Annotated in this window: 19 protein-coding genes and 1 riboswitch; of the genes, 8 read left to right on the forward strand and 11 right to left on the reverse strand. The window is 38.4% G+C overall.

Features of this window, described 5'->3' with window-relative positions:
* Positions 1 to 90: 90 nt before the first annotated feature.
* From MKY17_RS22535 to MKY17_RS22545, 3 genes are all read right to left on the reverse strand, one after another.
* Positions 91 to 645: a competence protein ComK gene (locus MKY17_RS22535; protein WP_339200772.1), complete on the reverse strand. Its 555-nt coding sequence runs from the start codon at positions 643 to 645 to the stop codon at positions 91 to 93.
* A 463-nt stretch (positions 646 to 1,108) separates the two neighbouring features.
* Entirely contained in the window at positions 1,109 to 1,420 is a 312-nt protein-coding gene (locus MKY17_RS22540) for a protealysin inhibitor emfourin (RefSeq protein ID WP_098370148.1), read from the reverse strand.
* Between the two features lie 32 nt (positions 1,421 to 1,452).
* The gene (locus tag MKY17_RS22545) at positions 1,453 to 2,511 is read right to left on the reverse strand and encodes a M4 family metallopeptidase (RefSeq protein ID WP_098370149.1); all 1,059 of its coding nucleotides are present in this window, start codon (positions 2,509 to 2,511) and stop codon (positions 1,453 to 1,455) included.
* Positions 2,512 to 2,817: 306 nt separating this feature from the next.
* On the opposite strand from MKY17_RS22545, the gene MKY17_RS22550 reads away from it, so the two are divergent.
* The 5 genes from MKY17_RS22550 (at position 2,818) to MKY17_RS22570 (ending at position 6,262) form a co-directional block, all read left to right on the forward strand.
* Positions 2,818 to 4,161, forward strand: coding sequence for a PepSY domain-containing protein (locus MKY17_RS22550; protein ID WP_098370150.1), 1,344 nt, complete (start codon positions 2,818 to 2,820; stop codon positions 4,159 to 4,161).
* A gap of 27 nt (positions 4,162 to 4,188) precedes the next feature.
* Positions 4,189 to 4,659, forward strand: coding sequence for a FixH family protein (locus MKY17_RS22555; RefSeq protein ID WP_339200775.1), 471 nt, complete (start codon positions 4,189 to 4,191; stop codon positions 4,657 to 4,659).
* Positions 4,660 to 4,854: 195 nt separating this feature from the next.
* Complete coding sequence (locus MKY17_RS22560; protein WP_098370152.1) at positions 4,855 to 5,337, forward strand: hypothetical protein; 483 nt, start codon at positions 4,855 to 4,857, stop codon at positions 5,335 to 5,337.
* Between the two features lie 599 nt (positions 5,338 to 5,936).
* Positions 5,937 to 6,098: a hypothetical protein gene (locus tag MKY17_RS22565; RefSeq protein ID WP_339200776.1), complete on the forward strand. Its 162-nt coding sequence runs from the start codon at positions 5,937 to 5,939 to the stop codon at positions 6,096 to 6,098.
* Positions 6,095 to 6,262, forward strand: coding sequence for a hypothetical protein (locus MKY17_RS22570; protein ID WP_339200777.1), 168 nt, complete (start codon positions 6,095 to 6,097; stop codon positions 6,260 to 6,262). The genes MKY17_RS22565 and MKY17_RS22570 overlap by 4 nt, the downstream gene beginning before the upstream one ends.
* A 199-nt stretch (positions 6,263 to 6,461) precedes the next feature.
* Here MKY17_RS22570 and MKY17_RS22575 read toward each other — a convergent pair whose 3' ends face one another.
* On the reverse strand, positions 6,462 to 7,661 hold the full coding sequence (locus tag MKY17_RS22575) for a phosphoglycerate dehydrogenase (protein WP_339200778.1): 1,200 nt from the start codon (positions 7,659 to 7,661) through the stop codon (positions 6,462 to 6,464).
* Between the two features lie 137 nt (positions 7,662 to 7,798).
* Positions 7,799 to 7,877, reverse strand: a riboswitch (ZMP/ZTP riboswitch).
* 582 nt (positions 7,878 to 8,459) lie between these two features.
* On the reverse strand, positions 8,460 to 8,903 hold the full coding sequence (locus tag MKY17_RS22580; RefSeq protein WP_098370154.1) for an ATP-dependent metallopeptidase FtsH/Yme1/Tma family protein: 444 nt from the start codon (positions 8,901 to 8,903) through the stop codon (positions 8,460 to 8,462).
* 128 nt (positions 8,904 to 9,031) lie between these two features.
* Here MKY17_RS22580 and MKY17_RS22585 point away from each other — a divergent pair, with 128 nt between their 5' ends.
* Positions 9,032 to 9,562, forward strand: coding sequence for a GNAT family N-acetyltransferase (locus MKY17_RS22585; RefSeq protein WP_339200779.1), 531 nt, complete (start codon positions 9,032 to 9,034; stop codon positions 9,560 to 9,562).
* 66 nt (positions 9,563 to 9,628) lie between these two features.
* Here MKY17_RS22585 and MKY17_RS22590 read toward each other — a convergent pair whose 3' ends face one another.
* Positions 9,629 to 10,045, reverse strand: a complete 417-nt coding sequence (locus MKY17_RS22590) for a VOC family protein (RefSeq protein ID WP_339200780.1) — start codon at positions 10,043 to 10,045, stop codon at positions 9,629 to 9,631.
* A 589-nt stretch (positions 10,046 to 10,634) separates the two neighbouring features.
* On the opposite strand from MKY17_RS22590, the gene MKY17_RS22595 reads away from it, so the two are divergent.
* Complete coding sequence (locus MKY17_RS22595) at positions 10,635 to 11,213, forward strand: hypothetical protein (RefSeq protein ID WP_339200781.1); 579 nt, start codon at positions 10,635 to 10,637, stop codon at positions 11,211 to 11,213.
* A gap of 119 nt (positions 11,214 to 11,332) precedes the next feature.
* Here the strand turns inward: MKY17_RS22595 and MKY17_RS22600 are convergent, their stop codons facing one another.
* From MKY17_RS22600 to MKY17_RS22610, 3 genes are all read right to left on the reverse strand, one after another.
* Positions 11,333 to 11,824 carry a PTS glucose transporter subunit IIA gene (locus MKY17_RS22600; protein ID WP_098370158.1) on the reverse strand — a complete coding sequence of 164 codons (492 nt, stop codon included), beginning with the start codon at positions 11,822 to 11,824 and terminating at the stop codon, positions 11,333 to 11,335.
* Between the two features lie 79 nt (positions 11,825 to 11,903).
* Complete coding sequence (locus tag MKY17_RS22605) at positions 11,904 to 12,293, reverse strand: DUF1801 domain-containing protein (protein WP_339200783.1); 390 nt, start codon at positions 12,291 to 12,293, stop codon at positions 11,904 to 11,906.
* Positions 12,294 to 12,374: 81 nt separating this feature from the next.
* On the reverse strand, positions 12,375 to 13,076 hold the full coding sequence (locus MKY17_RS22610; RefSeq protein WP_339200785.1) for an alpha/beta hydrolase: 702 nt from the start codon (positions 13,074 to 13,076) through the stop codon (positions 12,375 to 12,377).
* Between the two features lie 143 nt (positions 13,077 to 13,219).
* Between MKY17_RS22610 and blaOXA the strand changes: the two genes are divergently transcribed.
* Positions 13,220 to 14,011 (forward strand): class D beta-lactamase, encoded by a 792-nt coding sequence (blaOXA, locus tag MKY17_RS22615; protein ID WP_339200786.1) that lies wholly within the window; start codon positions 13,220 to 13,222, stop codon positions 14,009 to 14,011.
* A gap of 142 nt (positions 14,012 to 14,153) precedes the next feature.
* Here blaOXA and sulP read toward each other — a convergent pair whose 3' ends face one another.
* Positions 14,154 to 15,911 carry a sulfate permease gene (gene sulP / locus MKY17_RS22620; RefSeq protein ID WP_339200787.1) on the reverse strand — a complete coding sequence of 586 codons (1,758 nt, stop codon included), beginning with the start codon at positions 15,909 to 15,911 and terminating at the stop codon, positions 14,154 to 14,156.
* Positions 15,912 to 15,927: 16 nt separating this feature from the next.
* Positions 15,928 to 16,521 carry a carbonic anhydrase gene (locus MKY17_RS22625; protein WP_098370161.1) on the reverse strand — a complete coding sequence of 198 codons (594 nt, stop codon included), beginning with the start codon at positions 16,519 to 16,521 and terminating at the stop codon, positions 15,928 to 15,930.
* Positions 16,522 to 16,809 lie beyond the last annotated feature (288 nt).

Genomic DNA, 16,809 nt, shown 5'->3' on the forward strand with positions numbered 1-16,809 from the left:
TTTAGAGTTTTTTTTAATAAAAACCGCTCTCACTTGATCTACTCCTAAGAAAAGACCCCCAATTCGGCGGTCTTCCTCTCATTGATTTAATTATTCCTTCCCTTTCACCCTGTATTGGACCTCTCCAGGTTCTTTGCAAAAGGTGATTCCGCTTCCCGGTTCGTAATAAAGAGTCTTTTTTCCTAATGAGCGTTCATGGAAGGTCGTTTGCAGATAGGATGCTTGATCCCTTTTGAAGGCGAGCTGATTTTTGCTTAAGTTTACAGGAAGGCAATGTCCGTAGTTTGTATGGACCAATGTTTCTTTTTCGTTCATTTCCTCTAAGTCACGAATATGGATGTAGGAAAACCAGATCCCTCCCCTTTTCCGGAAAGAGCGGGAGGAGAACCAGACCATTCCCAGCTGGGCGTTTATGCAGACTGGCAGTCTGTATTTACCGCCCAGCACGGATTTGGCTGCTGCAAGTCCGCCATCCAGATCCAATCCATAGTAGTTTAACGTGTTATTCAGGATTTCCTGGCGCGGTTGGGCAACATGGTATGTGTTCTCTCCTTCCACTACCGTGGTCATCTCCACACCATTAGAATCGTAATGCTCCATCATTCCTACCGTTTCCATATTCAATAAATAGTTTTTTCGTATCATCCTACCATTCACTCCCCATTTCCCTATTCCTTTTTATGGAGTATACTGGACATAGAGGCAGGTATACTCCTGCTCGCAAGCCCTTAGGTGATGTCTTCCAGGACGTACTCACCTAGGGGTTTTTATTTTCGTCTATCGTCACTTTCATTCTTGATATGTCATTCACCTCCATGCGACTATTATCCTATTTTATGCTTTTTTTGTAAAACTGCTCTATTTTTTCCTCTTTCCAAATTCGTTCCCTTTTGTGACTGCATTACCTGTTTGATTGGCTAACTCTATAAAAAATCTCGAATTTTCTTTTAAAATCTGCTGCTCAGATTGCTATTTCCTTGTTAATTTGTGTCCATTTAGAGAACAAACAGCCAAAATTCATATAAAAGTGAAATGAAATGACATTTTTGTGAAGTTTTAAGACACGTCAAAAAAAGTCTATCTTGATGATAGACTTTTTTTGATATGGTTATTCTGCCATCTTTTTTTCAATCGCTAAATTCCGTAAATAATCCAATAAGGGCCGCACGTCCTCTGGAGCTGTTATGTCAGTAAACGAGAAAGACTGCTTCTTCTTTTCATCTGCTATATCCAGTTGGTATGAAAACGAGTCGAACCCTTGCGCTTTTACTTTTTTACTTTCGGCAGCATTAGGAAGGTCAGCTGTCTTCATTAAGTTCTGCAATTCCTCATTTTGCTCTTTCGGCAATTCATCCGTATCTATCTGGCAATTCAAGTCGAGGTTGGCAAATCCCCCTATGCAGCTAAATTTGATATACATGTTAGATGAGTCCTCCTATTCATGGAATATGACTACTCAGGCAATCCAACCGCTTTAAAAGCATTTTCAATTGTTCCTATAGCTGTTTCAGGCACTTCTCCGCTATCAACAAGTTTTTGCGCTGCTTTGATGACAATTTGCACGAATTGATTGAAATTTGCCGTTGCAAATAAATTCTGCATCGCATTGAACCAGATCAATGCCGCCTTGTCCGTTCCGATCTCCATGGATACTAGATAAAAGGCCTTGTTTGGTATGCCGCTATTGATATGGACACCATGATTATCGCGTTCTCCTTTATAGAAGTTCTTCATATGATCAGGCTGAATATCTTTACCCATTAACTTATTGTCAAATGCAGTACCTGGCGCCTTCATCGAACGGAGTGCCTGCCCTTTCAGTGTTGGTCCCATTATATCAGCACCGATTAGCCAATCGGCATTTCCTGCCGTTTGCTTTAAGTGAAATTGTTTAATGGCAACTCCAAACACATCTGAAAGATGTTCGTTCAAAGCCCCGGACTGACCTTCATACTCCAATCCACTTGTGAACTGCGTAACTCCATGTGTCAGTTCGTGTCCAATTACATCGAGTGAATTGGCAAAATTGCTAAAGATGACCCCATCGCCGTCACCAAATACCATTTCATCCCCGTCCCAATAGGCATTCGTGAATTTATTCCCATAATGAACGTTCAGAATGAGATCAAGGCCTTGGTTATCAATAGAATTGCGGTGCAAGACATTCTTGAAGTAGTCACGCACAACTCCGCTATAATCGTATGCAGCGTTAACGACAGGATCTCCACTAGATCGATCTCCTTCTTTCCTAGCCTCATTCTGCCGGAGTTTCGTTCCTCCCCTGCAATCGTAAACATGGCGGGCAGATTCACCTTGACGTTCAGATCCTGCATCCGTTAAAGCGACAACACCGTCAATATCATATTCTTTAAAGATTCTGCGCCTGCGCATTTGACGGCTTTTCGCTAAACTGATCCGTGCTTCTTCCACTTCATTTTGTGCCATATTCTCAAGAATGTAGTTAGGTACGATGAAACACTGACACTTTTTGGAACAATCCTTATTATGCATATTCGTCACTCCTTTAAAGTTTTTTTACGATCTATACAATTTCTTTTTTCAATAGTGCTGCTTATCTTCAACACATTCTATAGATTACTTTCGCCGTAATTACCTCATTTCCCTTCATTCCATTCCTACTCTACTACTTGCTGCAAGTTCACTCCTTAGTTACAGTTGTTCTTCTTAGTCGATGACCATTTCATCTTTAACAAATACAAACTTCCTTTTTTTATATAAATTTCATATTTTTCTCACAATTTCCTTTTATCATCTATATAGGTGAATTTAATAGTACTACTTGGAGGTCCTGTATAAATGGAAACTAAACAACCAAACACCTCTCTGTATAGAACAGTATGGAGATGGCATTTTTACGCTGGAATTATTTTTGCACCCTTACTTATTATTCTGGCAGTTACTGGCTCAATCTATCTATTTAAGCCACAGATTGAACAAGTGCTTTATCAAAACTACCAAGAGATTATTCCGCAAGGAGAAAAGATACCAGCATCCCAGCAGATTGAGACAGTGAAGAAACTTTACCCTGATGCAGTAGTGACAAAGTATCATCCTGGAGAAAATGCATCTCGTTCAAGCGAAGTAAGCATCACTTCTAATAATGAGTCCCTTACCATTTTTATAGATCCGTATACAGGTAAATCTATTGGAGAGTTAAATGATGAAGACAAAATTATGGATAAAATCGAGGAAATTCATGGTGAACTGATGGCTGGCACCTTGGGAGATAGAATTGTAGAGTTAGCTGCATGTTGGGCAGTTGTGTTAATTGTCTCTGGTCTTTATTTATGGTATCCCAAAAATAAACTAAATCTTTCTGGTGTTCTTTTTCCAAGAATAAATAAAGGTAAAAATACTTTCAGAAGAGATTTACATGCAGTACCTGCCTTTTGGATATCAGCAGGAATGTTATTTTTAATTATGACAGGTTTGCCTTGGTCTGGTTTTTGGGGAAGTAATTTTCAATCGGCGGCTACCAATTCCGGATCTGGGTATCCTCCTTCCATATGGACTGGAAGTGCTCCAACATCCTTAATTAAAACAAAAGACATTGCAGATGTTCCTTGGGCAGCAGAAAATTTAGATGTACCAATCTCAGATATTCAAGGCTTTATCCCACTTTCCATTGATGATGTTGTCACGATAGCGAATCGTGAGGGCATGCATCCAAGTTATAGCATAAATATTCCACAAGAAACGGATGGCGTTTATACATTGTCAGCTTTTCCACCAAAAGCACAAGATGAAGCAACTATACATATTGACCAATATTCCGGTGCAGTTCTAGCTGATTATCGTTATGAGCATTACGGTTTAATAGGAAAAATAGTTGCTTGGGGGATTACCTTGCATAAAGGGACTCAATTTGGTTTGATTAACCAAATAATCAGCCTTCTTATTTGTATAGGAATTATGCTTGTTGCATTTAGTGGTTTTTATTTATGGTGGAAGCGAAAGCCGAAAAAAGGATTAGGTGCACCAAAAGCTCCTCCTATAAAGAACATGAAATTCTTTCTTTTTCTGTTAATAGGTCTAGGAATTTTGTTTCCTTTGGTTGGTTTGTCTCTTATTGTTGTTTGGCTAATTGACTGGTTAATTATCAAAAGAATATCTGCAGTAAAGAAGTTTTTGAATGCATAATTCGAAATGTAAAGGGTGGCTTTTGCCGTGAAAAAAAATATATGTATTTCTTTGATCTTCATTTTCAGCCTATTGTTAAGTGCTTGTTCACTTGAAAAGGATGTCACTAATCTATACAAAGAAGAGACACCACTTGCAGCTGAAATAATTATACCAGCATCCTTTTCAGCTAATACCCAGGAGACCATGAAGGTTGTTCTTACTCAAGGTGGTAAAAAGGTTGAAAACGCAGATTTTGTTCATTTTGAGATATGGAAACAAGATGGCTCGCTCAAATATAGTATGGAACAAGCTGAGGAAGAGGGAAACGGTACCTATACTTTAAGTAAAAACTTTGATAGTGATGGCCTATACTATATAAAAGCACATGCGAGTAACGATGGTTCAATCATTATGCCTAAAAAACAGTTTATCGTAGGAAAACTGTCTGAAAGTGAATTGAAATTCTTGCAAAAAGGGAGCCAAAAACAAGAAGAAAGTCACAAACATCATCATTAATAAATTTATTTGAAATCCGGTTTTCAATTGAAGACCGGATTTTTTATGGATCGGAGAGAATGCATTTACAGGCAGGGATGTAATACTTCACCTTTGTTTATTGGATTATTCTGTTCGTGCAGCATATACTGGATTGTTCCTTTAAACAAGGGAGCTTCCTCAGAACATAAACCACCTTTAAGGGAGGGCATAGCATTGGTAACTTCACAGGGTACTGCTTCGGTTAGCTTTCCATTCCCATCAGTATGGGGTATCCACTCTTCAATAGCTGGCAGAACGATCATTTGGGGTACACTTGCCATTAACTCTATTACGGATAATAGGGTAATTGGTACGATTAATTTTCAGGGAACACCTATTCCGATTAATGGATTTTTGAATGAAAGCACTAAACAAATCTCATTTGATTCACCTTATGCCACATTCTCTGGCAATTTAACCATGATTGATGATAACCAGATTAGGATTCGGCATTTTATTCTACAAGGACGTTTTCTTATGAAGCCTCCCTCTCTGCAAGCAGGTGAATCTGGGTCTTGGATTGCCACCACTGATATAGCTTTGAATCAATTTCCTGCTAGCGGTAGCGCCTATACCGAGCAATTACCTCCTGTTGGAGCTTTTTTAACATCGAATATCCTTCATCAGCATCAGAATTTTTTGGGAAGGACCATTTAGGGTAATCCGTTCTGTGTGGAAAGGGTGTTTAACATAAGGAATCGTCTCTGTATTTCATAGGGGCGATTCTTTTACTTTTGATACGTCATCTTTTCAAATGTTATAAATAAATTTCCCATCACATTAATACATTTTGATGTAATCCAGATGCCTACATAACTTATTTACACTGCTACATAAAAAATAAGGCATATACTATCATTTTATTAATAATATTTTAAAAGTTAGGAGGGCAAAAAAAAAAAACCCTTTCCCAAAGGAAAAAGGCCATGCAATGAAGTGAACGGAAGCAAGGAGGCACACCAGTGACTCCAATGATTCAGGTTCGCAATAAGTTGCTCCCTGGCATCTTCGCTAGTGTTCAGCTGAACGCAATGCTTCCCTTGTTGGGGGGTGCCTTCTGAATAAGGAAATGTACCATTTTACCTATCTCACTAAGTATATATATATATGAGGTAGTGATTTTGGTAGATAAATTTTGAATCCATTAATTCAAAATGAGTACAGATGGAATATAGATTGACAGCGTTTTCCCTGTACTTCATACTATTGTAGTAACGGAAGTGACAGAATATTTAGTAAATTAGGAGGATGAAACTATGAAACCAGCAGTAATGACAATGGATTTACAATTATTAGCAGATGTACTTAGGGAAAATAATTGTACAAGTTTAATAAACGCAATCGCAGAAAAGGATTTTCAAGTGGCTCAAATGCTTGATGTCTTATTATTCGAGGATAACTGGGAGGATGACCTATGACTAAGCTCAGAATCCTTTTAACCATTCCAATTTTGCTATATGGAATTTACATATTTGTTGTCATTCAAAACGATAAAAACATTCCACTTTATTTGCATCTTCTATTCGCAATCTACTTGATGTTGTTTGTACATTTTGAAGATAAAACGGATGTGAAACCATGACAGATTTTTATATCTTGGAGAAATTCGATATAACCCTTGCCAGGCTGAGTTCGTTGTAGACCCTAGGTTCTCAACACGTGAGTCAGTGTAATATGATCACCACAATAAGTGGCTTTTTTTGTTCAAAAATCATTAATAAATCCTAAAAAAAGCCCCAACTCCTTAAAGGAATTGAGGCTTTCACCATTTATCATCTCAATTAGATAATACGAGTTGTAACGATGCCTTCGATTTGTTTGATTTTTTCTTCCAAGCCAGGAATGATATCGCCGTTTACTTCACCGTCAATGTCGATGATCGTATATGCATATCCCCCACGGCTTCTGTTAACCATGTCAGCGATGTTCAGATTAAAGCCAGATATAGCCAGTGTGATTTGCCCAACCATGTTCGGAACGTTTTCGTGGAAAGTTGCCACACGACGGTTTCCTGTATAAGGAAGGGAAGTGTTTGGGAAATTCACAGAGTTCTTGATGTTCCCTGTTTCTAAAAAGGTCTTCAACTGACGAGCTGCCATGATGGCACAGTTTTCCTCTGATTCTAGTGTAGAGGCACCAAGATGCGGAATCGGAATGACATTATTCATTTTCAACACGTTTTCATTCGGGAAGTCAGTAATGAACTTGCCTACTTTTCCGCTTTCAAGTGCAGCTTGCATATCATCTTCATTCACTAGCTCGCCGCGTGAGAAATTCAAGATATGGACGCCTGGCTTCATGATGCTGAATGTTTCTTGGTTAAACATTCCTCTTGTGTCGTCAGTTAATGGAACGTGTACTGTAATATAATCAGATTCTGCAAACAATTCTTCAATCGTCATGGCGCGCTGTACATTGCGGGACAAGTTCCAAGCTGTATCAACAGAGATGAACGGGTCAAACCCAATGACATCCATGTCCAAATCCAGGGCATCATTCGCTACAAGTGCACCGATCGCACCTAAACCGATTACGCCAAGAGTTTTCCCCTTGATTTCTTTACCAACGAATTGTTTCTTTCCTGTTTCAACAAGCTTTGGAATTTGTTCTCCTTCGCCTTCAAGCGTCTTTGTCCAGGCCACACCTGCAAAAAGGTTACGAGATGAAGCCATTAATGACGTCAGCACCATTTCTTTTACAGCGTTTGCGTTAGCACCAGGTGTATTGAAAACGACAATTCCTTGCTCGGTGCATTTGTCGACCGGAATATTATTGACTCCAGCTCCTGCCCTTGCGATTGCTTTTAACTGATCGCCGAATTCCATAGTATGCATGTTAAAGCTGCGAAGAACGATCGCATCAGGGTTTTCACTGTCATTATCGACCTTAAAATCGCCTTTATTGAATACATTCAGCCCGCTTTCGGCAATATTATTTAACGCTTTGATCGTTTTGACTTTTTCTAAAAGTAATGTGCTCATTTTGTTTGCTCCTCTTTTGACTATGATAGTTTTGAAATTTCAAAATACTGACAAGATTTTTAAGCCCATGAAAATCTGCATACTTTAAACCTTCACTATCTATTAATATACAGAAAGAGGCAAGGGATAAAATCCCTTACCTCTGCCCAGGCGAACGGCTACGACACTATGTGTTCCCTCACGGTTATCCGTGTTTCGCCAGTTGCACATAGTCTTTTTCATTTATTTTATTCTATCAAACTATTCAGCAATCTTCAATATCATTTTCTTTTTTTTTGCAGAAGCCACAACTAACCAGAAATATCGACGAATTCTATTGTTTTATCTCCGAAAATTGGAATATATCGACGAATTCTACAGGTTTATCTCCGAAAATTGGAATATATCGACGAATTCTACAGGTTTATCTCCGAAATGAGAAATATCGACGAATTCTACAGGTTTATCTCCGAAAATTGGAATATATCGACGAATTCTATAGGTTTATCTCCGAAATGAGAAATATATCGACGAATTCTACAGGTTTATCTCCGAAATGAGAAATATATCGACGAATTCTACAGGTTTATCTCCGAAATGAGAAATATATCGACGAATTCTACAGGTTTATCCCCGAAATGAGAAATATATCGACGAATTCTACAGGTTTATCTCCGAAAATTGAAATATATCGACGAATTCTACAGGTTTATCTCCGAAATGAGAAATATCGACGAATTCTACAGGTTTATCTCCGAAAATTGGATTATATCGACGAATTCTATAGGTTTATCTCCGAAAAAATGGAGAGTTTCATTATTATCTAGGACGGTTCAATCTTTTTATTACAACTGTAAATAGTAAAATGACAAAAAATAGGATGAAAATAATCACGAACGGAATCGTTGTTGTAAGAAGGGTGACCCATCCGCTTGTCTCTGTGTCTGGTATAAACTCAATTTTTTCTATATCATGTTCCCTTACGGCGTTATTCATTTTGTCTAGCGAAATTTCACTATCTGGTACAGACGTGATAAAGTATTGATCCTTTTCATACCCTACCAGCTGACCTCTTATTTCATAAACACTATTTTGTGGCTCCACCTTTAAAAATGTCACTTTCCCATCTTCTAAAGTTGTAAAAAATTCATCTTCACTCAATTTCTCAGGCGGTTCTTTGTCATTGTTAAAAACCAGCACAATCCCCAAGGTAACCAAGAAGATTAATAAATAAAATACTTTACTACGGAAAATCCGCTTCATCTCATACCTTCTCCCACATAAACAAACTATAGGCAATAGTATCATATATAGTTAATTATTAACAATTAAGCTATTATGATATTAGTAAAAAGTAGGAAGTATAGCAAACCTAAAAAGGAGGAATCAATTTGCTAATAAGAGAGGCAACGGTGGCTGATGCGGAAGGGATAGCAATAGTCCATGTGGATTGCTGGAGAACCACTTATAAAGATATACTGCCGAGTGATTTTTTAGATAATCTGTCTTATGGGCAAAGGAAGGAATTATGGAAAAAGAATATATCCAATGATGAAAATTATGTTTATGTTGCTGAAAATAACGAGGGGAAAATAGTTGGATTCATAAGTGGCGGGAAAAGGGAAAAAAATAAAGATGAGGCTTCGGGTGATTTAACTGCGATATATATTCTCGAACATTTTCAAACAATGGGGCTAGGTAAGAAACTCATCAAAGAATTATTTTTTAATTTCGACGAACTGGGATTTAAGACAATTTTCGTTGAGGTGCTTGAAGATAATAAATCTCGATACTTCTATGAGGCGTTTGGTGCTGAATTGCTTAAAACCGAAAAAATCAAAATGGCTGGCGCAGATTTGAATCTATTGGTTTATGAGTGGAAAGACATTAGCCCTGTATTGTTACGAATGAGCTCCAGATAAGATCACGTACTTAACTCTTCAAAAAAAGACACAGTCCTTCGTGAAGGATTGTGTCTTGCATTTGATTTAATTTTGATTAAATCCGCTTTCGTCCATGTAAAATACTTCCCAAGAATGTCCGTCGATATCCAGAAAACTCCAACCGTACATGAAACCATGATCAATGGCTTCATTGAAAGGCTTTCCGCCAACATCCAGTGCCCTATTCACGATTTCATCGACTTCTGCCTTACTTTTAACGGACAGGGCGACGATGGCTTCCGTACTTGCTGCAGAATCAGGGATTTCTTTCTTGGTAAACGTTTTAAAGTATTCTTCCACCAATAACATGACATATATGGACTCGCTGATAACCATGCATGTTGCATTTTCATTGGTCATTTGCTCGTTAAACTCAAAACCGACCTTTGTGAAAAATTCTACTGAGGCATCCAAATCTTTAACTGGCAAGTTTACAAAAATCTTTTCTGCTTGAACTCCCATCCAATTCACCCTCGCTTGATTTATTTGTTCACACACCTACTATTCGCTGCATTTTTCGATTATCCTGCTTGCAGCATTCATTACACTCACTTTAAGCAGATACAACCTCCATAATTCACCTGCCTAAAAGTTTATCTCAAATATTAAACAGGATGATTCAATTATAAAACGTCCTGGGAGTTTACCTTAACAATTTTCAAGGAGTATTTGCCACTTCCCTTGTTTCTTCAACAGACTGCCGCCCTTTTGCAATACCAGCTGGTTTCAAAACTAAAACACACCTTGTCTTTTTTGAAATAAAAACTATCTAGATCCATGTTTTACTAAAATTAAATAATTTCAAGGAGGTAAGCATATGAAAAATAGTATCAAAACATAAAGTGTCCGGAACATTTCTCTTTACTGGTTTTGGTTTTGATTTCAGTTATTTTACCGGGATTCAGCCCAATCATTTCGTCCTCCGATAGCTAACCAACCGCTCGAAGCATCGCCTATTATGAAAGTAAGAGCAATCCTCGTTTTGCAAATGCAGCACAGTTCAAAAACAGATGGGAAACGACAATTACCGTATGGGATAGGTGGTTCATTGATGGTTACTATTCAAACATATATATCAAAAAGCAGTTATGATGCCCTTGTTAATAAACATTTATTAGCTAACGGAGATTTTATCCCAATCCATCACTCAAGTGCTAAACAACTGGGAAATCAGCAGTTATTTACTTCAAAAGGAACTTCCTTATACGGCACGGTCATTATATCTTATCAAGGTCAATTTCTCTCGAGCTTTTATGATTGGGATGATGTTGATGGTATTTGGCTTTCCATTTTACAGGCAATGTATGATTGTTTAAATACCGGTATTGGCAACTTTGGCTTTTCTGAACGCTCTATGGATTGGCAAATGAAAAGGCTAATGGAACAAAATCCTGCCATATCATTTACATGGTACCATGGTTTCGCTAGCAAGGAATGGAATGATATTCCTAAGAAATCCACACTAAGATTCCCTGAAAATTTATTATTGAATAGTTTAATAGAAAAGGGAACTAAGTACTTAAAATTTAGAAATGCTCTTTATGATAACGGTCCAAGCCAAAATATTAACCAGTTAATTAACGATCTTAAATCTTTTAGTAGTGATTTAGGGCATGTGCACTTGGAATAGTTCACCTGTGCTAAGTGAAGCTGAAGTAAAAACAGTCCTTGCCAGCATTCGCCAGCAAGGACTGTTTTTCATGTTTAGAAGACTCTATTTCACTAAAAGGCACCTGACCACCTTTTGTTTTACTTTAAATAAACACTCATTATCTCGGTTTCATTAATATTCGCTTGGGTACTATTTGTTTTTTCCAGTTTTTCAACTAGCTCGCCATTCGTGATAACAATCGGAGTTACGATGCTTGGAGCTTTGGATTTTAGAAAATCGATATCAAATGTTACAAGCTTGTCTCCTGCTTTTACATTTTGCCCTTCTGCGACATGGACTTCAAATCCCTCACCTTTAAGGTTAACTGTTTCCAGTCCAATATGAATCAACAATTCAATGCCATGCTTTGTACGGAGGCCTAGTGCATGTTTAGTATGAAAAACCTGGATTACTTCTGCATCGATTGGAGATACGACCAACCCCTCCTCAGGAAGTATCGCTATTCCATCCCCCATCATTTTACCGGAAAACACCGGATCCGGAACATCTTCAATATTTATTACTTGTCCATTAATAGGAGCAAGCAGCTGTTCCACACTTTCTTTTTTACTAAATAATTTTTTGAACATACCATTTCCACCCTTCTCTATCGTCTTGAATCTCACAATCAAATGTTAAATATTTAGTGAATTCCGATAATTGTTTCTGTTATTTTTTCTTTTTCAATTTCCCTTCTGCTTTCTTCTTTTTGTTCTCTTCCACTCTAAATATAACCATCTCGGTTATTAATTCATAAGGAATTGACTTGTTTAGCGGAAACTGAACGGCCCCTTTTGAACATTTATATTCAGATAATGAAGCTTCAAAAGCAGTGATCGCGCTTGGAGTTGGATAGAAACCTATATGTTTTTTATAGGCAGCGAAATGTACCAGATTTCCATATAAAACAAAGGTAGGCATTTGATAGCTTATCTTTTCTTCTGCCTCCGGCGTTGCATCCTTTATGACTTTTCTTAAAGTTTTTAATATCTCCTGAACTTCTTCGGGAAATTGTATAATGTATTCATCAATTGAATGAAAAGTATTGGTTCCTTCCATGATTTCTCCTTTCATAAAACCAGCTACAATACCTTTATTATAACATTTTTCCTCTCCACCAACCCGTGCTCATGTAAGGAGTCATTTTTTTAAGAACTCTTCCATTCTATTCATTACACCTTCTAGCATGGTAATCGACCTTGAAGTATTCAATGGTTCAATATCCAAAGAATGATTAGCATGTGGGATTTTATCCATGCTTATGTTCGATTTATTTTCAATCCTTTCAATTTTACCTGGAATATAATGATGATCTTTTTCTCCTATAACTATATGTGCTGAATGGTTGCTGCTCAATAACCCTTCAAAAATCGAATCGAACTTCAATAGTGGCGTGAGCAAAATCATTTTGGCATTCATAAACCGCTCATTTTTCATCATTCCGTTGATGATAGGTATTGTACCAAGTGATTTGCCTAAAAACACTGTTCCTTGATATTCTTGATTTTGAAGTACTTCCGTAATGACGGGACTAATATCATTAACGATCACTTTTGTGATATCTACCAATGGATGCTTGAAAATATCCTGGTCGTAAGCGTAATGAATATGCACGACATCATACTGATTTTGAAGCATCATCATTGTTGAATAATAGAATAACGGCTTCTCATACGTGTACCCCGCACCTGAAAACATAAAACAAACGGCTGGACTTCCGTTTTCAATATGTGTGTATGTAATTTCTTTTTCATTACAGTTAATTTTTCTTTGGTTAACCTTCAAGATAGATTCCTCCCATTCTATCGTTTGCTCTATATATTCATTAGCTACCTGCTGCATTCCTCCTTGATTGATACTATCTAGATAGAATCCAAGAATTAGGTTTCGTTTTTTATCGGGAATAGGTATACTTTAGCTGTCAACCTATTTTATGGAAATTACTTCTGATGATCGATCAATCCAGCCTTAAAGGAGAGTGTGTAATGAAAATTAAACCTTTATGTTTCATCCTTGTCCTGCTAGTCACTGGTTCCATGGGCACAATTCATGCAAGCGCAAACGATCAAAAGGTGAAAGAACTGGATATCGGGGAGTCTTTCGATGGTGCGGAAGGCACGATGGTTCTCCAAAACTTAAAAAATGATAAAGTATTTATTTATAACAAACAGAGAAGTAAAGTACGCTACACTCCAGAATCGACATTCAAAGTCGCGAATGCATTAATCGGCTTACAGACAAAAGCGGTGAGCGATGAATATGAAGTGAAGCGCTGGGATGGCGTAATCAGGGAATTTGAAGATTGGAACAGAGATCATACTCTGGCTTCAGCCATGAGGCATTCCGTGATCTGGTATTATCAAGCAATGGCCCGCGATATCGGAGCGGAAAACATGCAGAAATATGTGAACCTGATCAATTACGGCAATCGTGATATCTCCGGTGGGATCGATCAGTTCTGGCTCGACAGCAGCATAAAGATTTCTGCCCGGGAACAAGTCCAATTCATCGAAAACCTTGTAGAGGAAAAACTGCCTATCGATAAGCAGCATATGAGAACCGTAAAGAGAATCATGATCAATGAAGAAGCAGACTCATATGTCCTCCATGGAAAAACCGGTACACGCCTTTCTGATATGGGATTGGGCTGGTATGTGGGTTACATCGAAACGGACAAAGGCAAATGGGCCTTCGCAACGAACATGGACGGCAGCGGAAGCAAAGCCAAAACGATTACGCTTGATGCGCTGAAAGAGTTGAATATCATAAAAGAATAATAGTTCACGCATGCTCAAAATTCTTGGGCATGCGTTTTGCTTTGTCTTGAAGATATCTGATAAACCGTGGGTATAGGTATACTTTATAATCAAAGAAAATGAGCATCTGCCACTAGCAGATGCCTTATCTTCCTGACAGGAGTCATGTTAAACCTATCTCCCGTTTTCTTTTTTGTTTTAATAACGCAGGCTTTTGGACTTGCTGAGAGAGTGCGGTACATTCAGCAAAAGAGAACTGTTTACATCCTTTACAACGGTTCTCATCCAGTTTGGATAAAGCTTTATTAATGGCATCACCCGTACTGGAAAAGAATTGTTCCTCACCTACCAGTTTAATGAATCCAGTTTTTTTCAGCATTTCTTTTGGTTCCTGTTGAATCCCGGAAATCAACACTTGTAGATTATGAAACTTGAATTGCTTCACGATTTCGGTGAGAAGCGCTTCTCCCGATGTATCGATAAATGGCACATTGCTCATTCTTAATAGGAGGACTTTAGGTCTTGAAAGCATTATTTCTTCGATTTCTTCTTGCAGCCTTTCGATCGAACCAAAGAATAATGGTCCTTCTATCGTATATATGTTTATCTGCGGACAGCTTGAACCTTGTTGCACCATTTCTGGTTTAACTAGTTTATCAGCTGGATCTGGTAATACCTTGGATAATTTCAATGTACCGCTCATCAGTTTAACGAAAGATAGAATCGCTAATAGTAATCCGATCCCGACGCCTGTTGTCAGATCAATCAATACGGTTAACACGAAGGTAACGATCAATACGATCGAGTCCATGGTTTTTGCTTTTAAGATATGCGAAAATTCCTTTCGTTCGCTCATGTTCCATGCGACAAACATAAGAATGGGGGCCATGCTGGCCAATGGAATCGCCGAAGCATATGGAGCCAGGCTGACCAACACGAGCAATACCACCAGCCCATGAATCACACCTGATATAGGGGAAACTGCACCGTTTTTAATATTCGTTGCTGTACGCGCGATGGCACCTGTAGCTGGAATGCCTCCAAATAAAGGCGTAATCATATTGGTCAATCCTTGCCCTATCAGCTCTTTATTGCTGTTATGCTTACTGTTGGTCATGCCGTCTGCCACTACAGCTGATAATAGTGATTCAATTCCTCCAAGCATGGCAATGACCAAAGCAGCCGGAAGAAGTTCAATCACTAGGCCGCCAGTGATCTGGGGAAACTGAAATTGGGGCAATGCATTAGGAATGGCGCCATAGGCCGAGCCAATTGTCGCTACCTGACCTGGAAAGAATAAGCTGGCTGCTAGAGTTGATACAAGCAATCCCAGCAATGCTCCAGGTATTTTCGGTACATATTTTGGAGTCAGTATGACGAGAGTTAAACTTATGATAGCGACCAGTACACTATAGAAATTCACTGTATTGAAGTTCAATAAGATTTCTTTCATATTTAAAAGAAAGGCTTCTTCTTTTTTTAAGTTACTGAGCCCAAAGAAATTGGCAATCTGCCCAGAGAAGATAATCACGGCAATTCCAGCAGTAAAGCCGATGGTAACTGGACGTGGTATAAACTTGATGAATCTTCCCAGTTTGAATATACCCATAAGAAAAATCATGATGCCTGCCAAGAAACCGGCGATTAACAGTTTTTCATATCCGTACTGCATGACCACACCGAACAAGACCGGGACAAAGGCTCCAGTCGGGCCTGCAATTTGATATTTGGATCCTCCAAAAAGGGAGACCATGATTCCGGCAATAATGGATGTGTACAGTCCATATTCCGGTCTTACTCCAGAAGCAATGGCAAAAGCCATCGCTAAAGGAATCGCCACAATCCCAACTACCACCCCGGCAACCAGGTCTTTCTGAAAATGGCCTAAGTTGTATCCTTCAAGCCTGCTAGATCCCATCATTTTATCGCTCCTTCTTTTATTGAATATGTATTTTGTCCTTGCTGATAACGTTGCTATATCCATCTATGATTCGATCCAATTTACCCGTTTCGGGATGGATGACCATACCGTGAACGGCAATGGATTCCGGTAATAATGGATGATTTTCGATCAAGCGGACACTATTCGTTACACTCTCCTCTACGCATTGAAAACCTGACAGCCACTTTGATAAATCAATACCAGAGTTTGTAAGGACATCAATATGCTCCTGACTGACTTTCTTCTGCTTTGCGGCATCAAGAAGTGAAGAAGATCGAAGCCCCACCATACCGCATCCGTGATGTCCGATCACACATACTTCCTCCACTTTCAGCTCATAAATAGCGACAAGGATACTGCGCATAATGCTGCCAAAAGGATGGGAAACAATTGCTCCAGCGTTCTTAATGATTTTCGCATCTCCATTCCTTAAACCCATCGCCTTTGGAAGCAATTCCAACAGACGGGTATCCATGCATGTTATGATGACGATCTTTTTATCTGGATACTTTGTCGTTTGAAACTCTTTATATTTGTTTTGGTCGACAAACGTTTTGTTGTAATCCAGAATGCTAGAAATAACTGACATTACTTATTCTCCTTTCTCGTTGAAATATGTTGGAAATGTTCTATGTACAATAATCCAGATGCCTTTCATCCAACCAATTTATTTGGTTCTGTTTTATCATTTGGTGCTTTATTTCATGTTAGAGATATTAAATTAGAGTTAAATGATAGAAGGATTAGAAATTAGTGAGAATTATTACATTTTCTTCTCTTTTCTTTTGCATTTTTCTTACTCACCTTAGCCAAAAAGGGTGATGCCCATTAATAGGCATCACCCTTTCTTTATGATTTGTTCCATTGCGTCTTGATT

The organism is Peribacillus sp. FSL P2-0133 (assembly GCF_037975445.1).
Lineage (GTDB): Bacteria > Bacillota > Bacilli > Bacillales > DSM-1321 > Peribacillus > Peribacillus simplex_E.

Excerpts from the sequence above, each read along its gene's own strand:
- MKY17_RS22625 (WP_098370161.1), bottom strand. The coding sequence starts at position 16,521 with ATGTCAGTTATTTCTAGCATTCTGGATTACAACAAAACGTTTGTCGAC.
- MKY17_RS22565 (WP_339200776.1), top strand. The coding sequence starts at position 5,937 with ATGAAACCAGCAGTAATGACAATGGATTTACAATTATTAGCAGATGTA.
- MKY17_RS22575 (WP_339200778.1), bottom strand. The coding sequence starts at position 7,661 with ATGAGCACATTACTTTTAGAAAAAGTCAAAACGATCAAAGCGTTAAAT.
- MKY17_RS22590 (WP_339200780.1), bottom strand. The coding sequence starts at position 10,045 with ATGGGAGTTCAAGCAGAAAAGATTTTTGTAAACTTGCCAGTTAAAGAT.
- MKY17_RS22535 (WP_339200772.1), bottom strand. The coding sequence starts at position 645 with ATGATACGAAAAAACTATTTATTGAATATGGAAACGGTAGGAATGATG.
- MKY17_RS22545 (WP_098370149.1), bottom strand. The coding sequence starts at position 2,511 with ATGCATAATAAGGATTGTTCCAAAAAGTGTCAGTGTTTCATCGTACCT.
- MKY17_RS22605 (WP_339200783.1), bottom strand. The coding sequence starts at position 12,293 with ATGGAAGGAACCAATACTTTTCATTCAATTGATGAATACATTATACAA.
- MKY17_RS22595 (WP_339200781.1), top strand. The coding sequence starts at position 10,635 with ATGGTTACTATTCAAACATATATATCAAAAAGCAGTTATGATGCCCTT.
- MKY17_RS22580 (WP_098370154.1), bottom strand. The coding sequence starts at position 8,903 with ATGAAGCGGATTTTCCGTAGTAAAGTATTTTATTTATTAATCTTCTTG.
- MKY17_RS22570 (WP_339200777.1), top strand. The coding sequence starts at position 6,095 with ATGACTAAGCTCAGAATCCTTTTAACCATTCCAATTTTGCTATATGGA.
- sulP (WP_339200787.1), bottom strand. The coding sequence starts at position 15,911 with ATGATGGGATCTAGCAGGCTTGAAGGATACAACTTAGGCCATTTTCAG.
- MKY17_RS22540 (WP_098370148.1), bottom strand. The coding sequence starts at position 1,420 with ATGTATATCAAATTTAGCTGCATAGGGGGATTTGCCAACCTCGACTTG.
- blaOXA (WP_339200786.1), top strand. The coding sequence starts at position 13,220 with ATGAAAATTAAACCTTTATGTTTCATCCTTGTCCTGCTAGTCACTGGT.
- MKY17_RS22610 (WP_339200785.1), bottom strand. The coding sequence starts at position 13,076 with ATGCAGCAGGTAGCTAATGAATATATAGAGCAAACGATAGAATGGGAG.
- MKY17_RS22600 (WP_098370158.1), bottom strand. The coding sequence starts at position 11,824 with ATGTTCAAAAAATTATTTAGTAAAAAAGAAAGTGTGGAACAGCTGCTT.
- MKY17_RS22550 (WP_098370150.1), top strand. The coding sequence starts at position 2,818 with ATGGAAACTAAACAACCAAACACCTCTCTGTATAGAACAGTATGGAGA.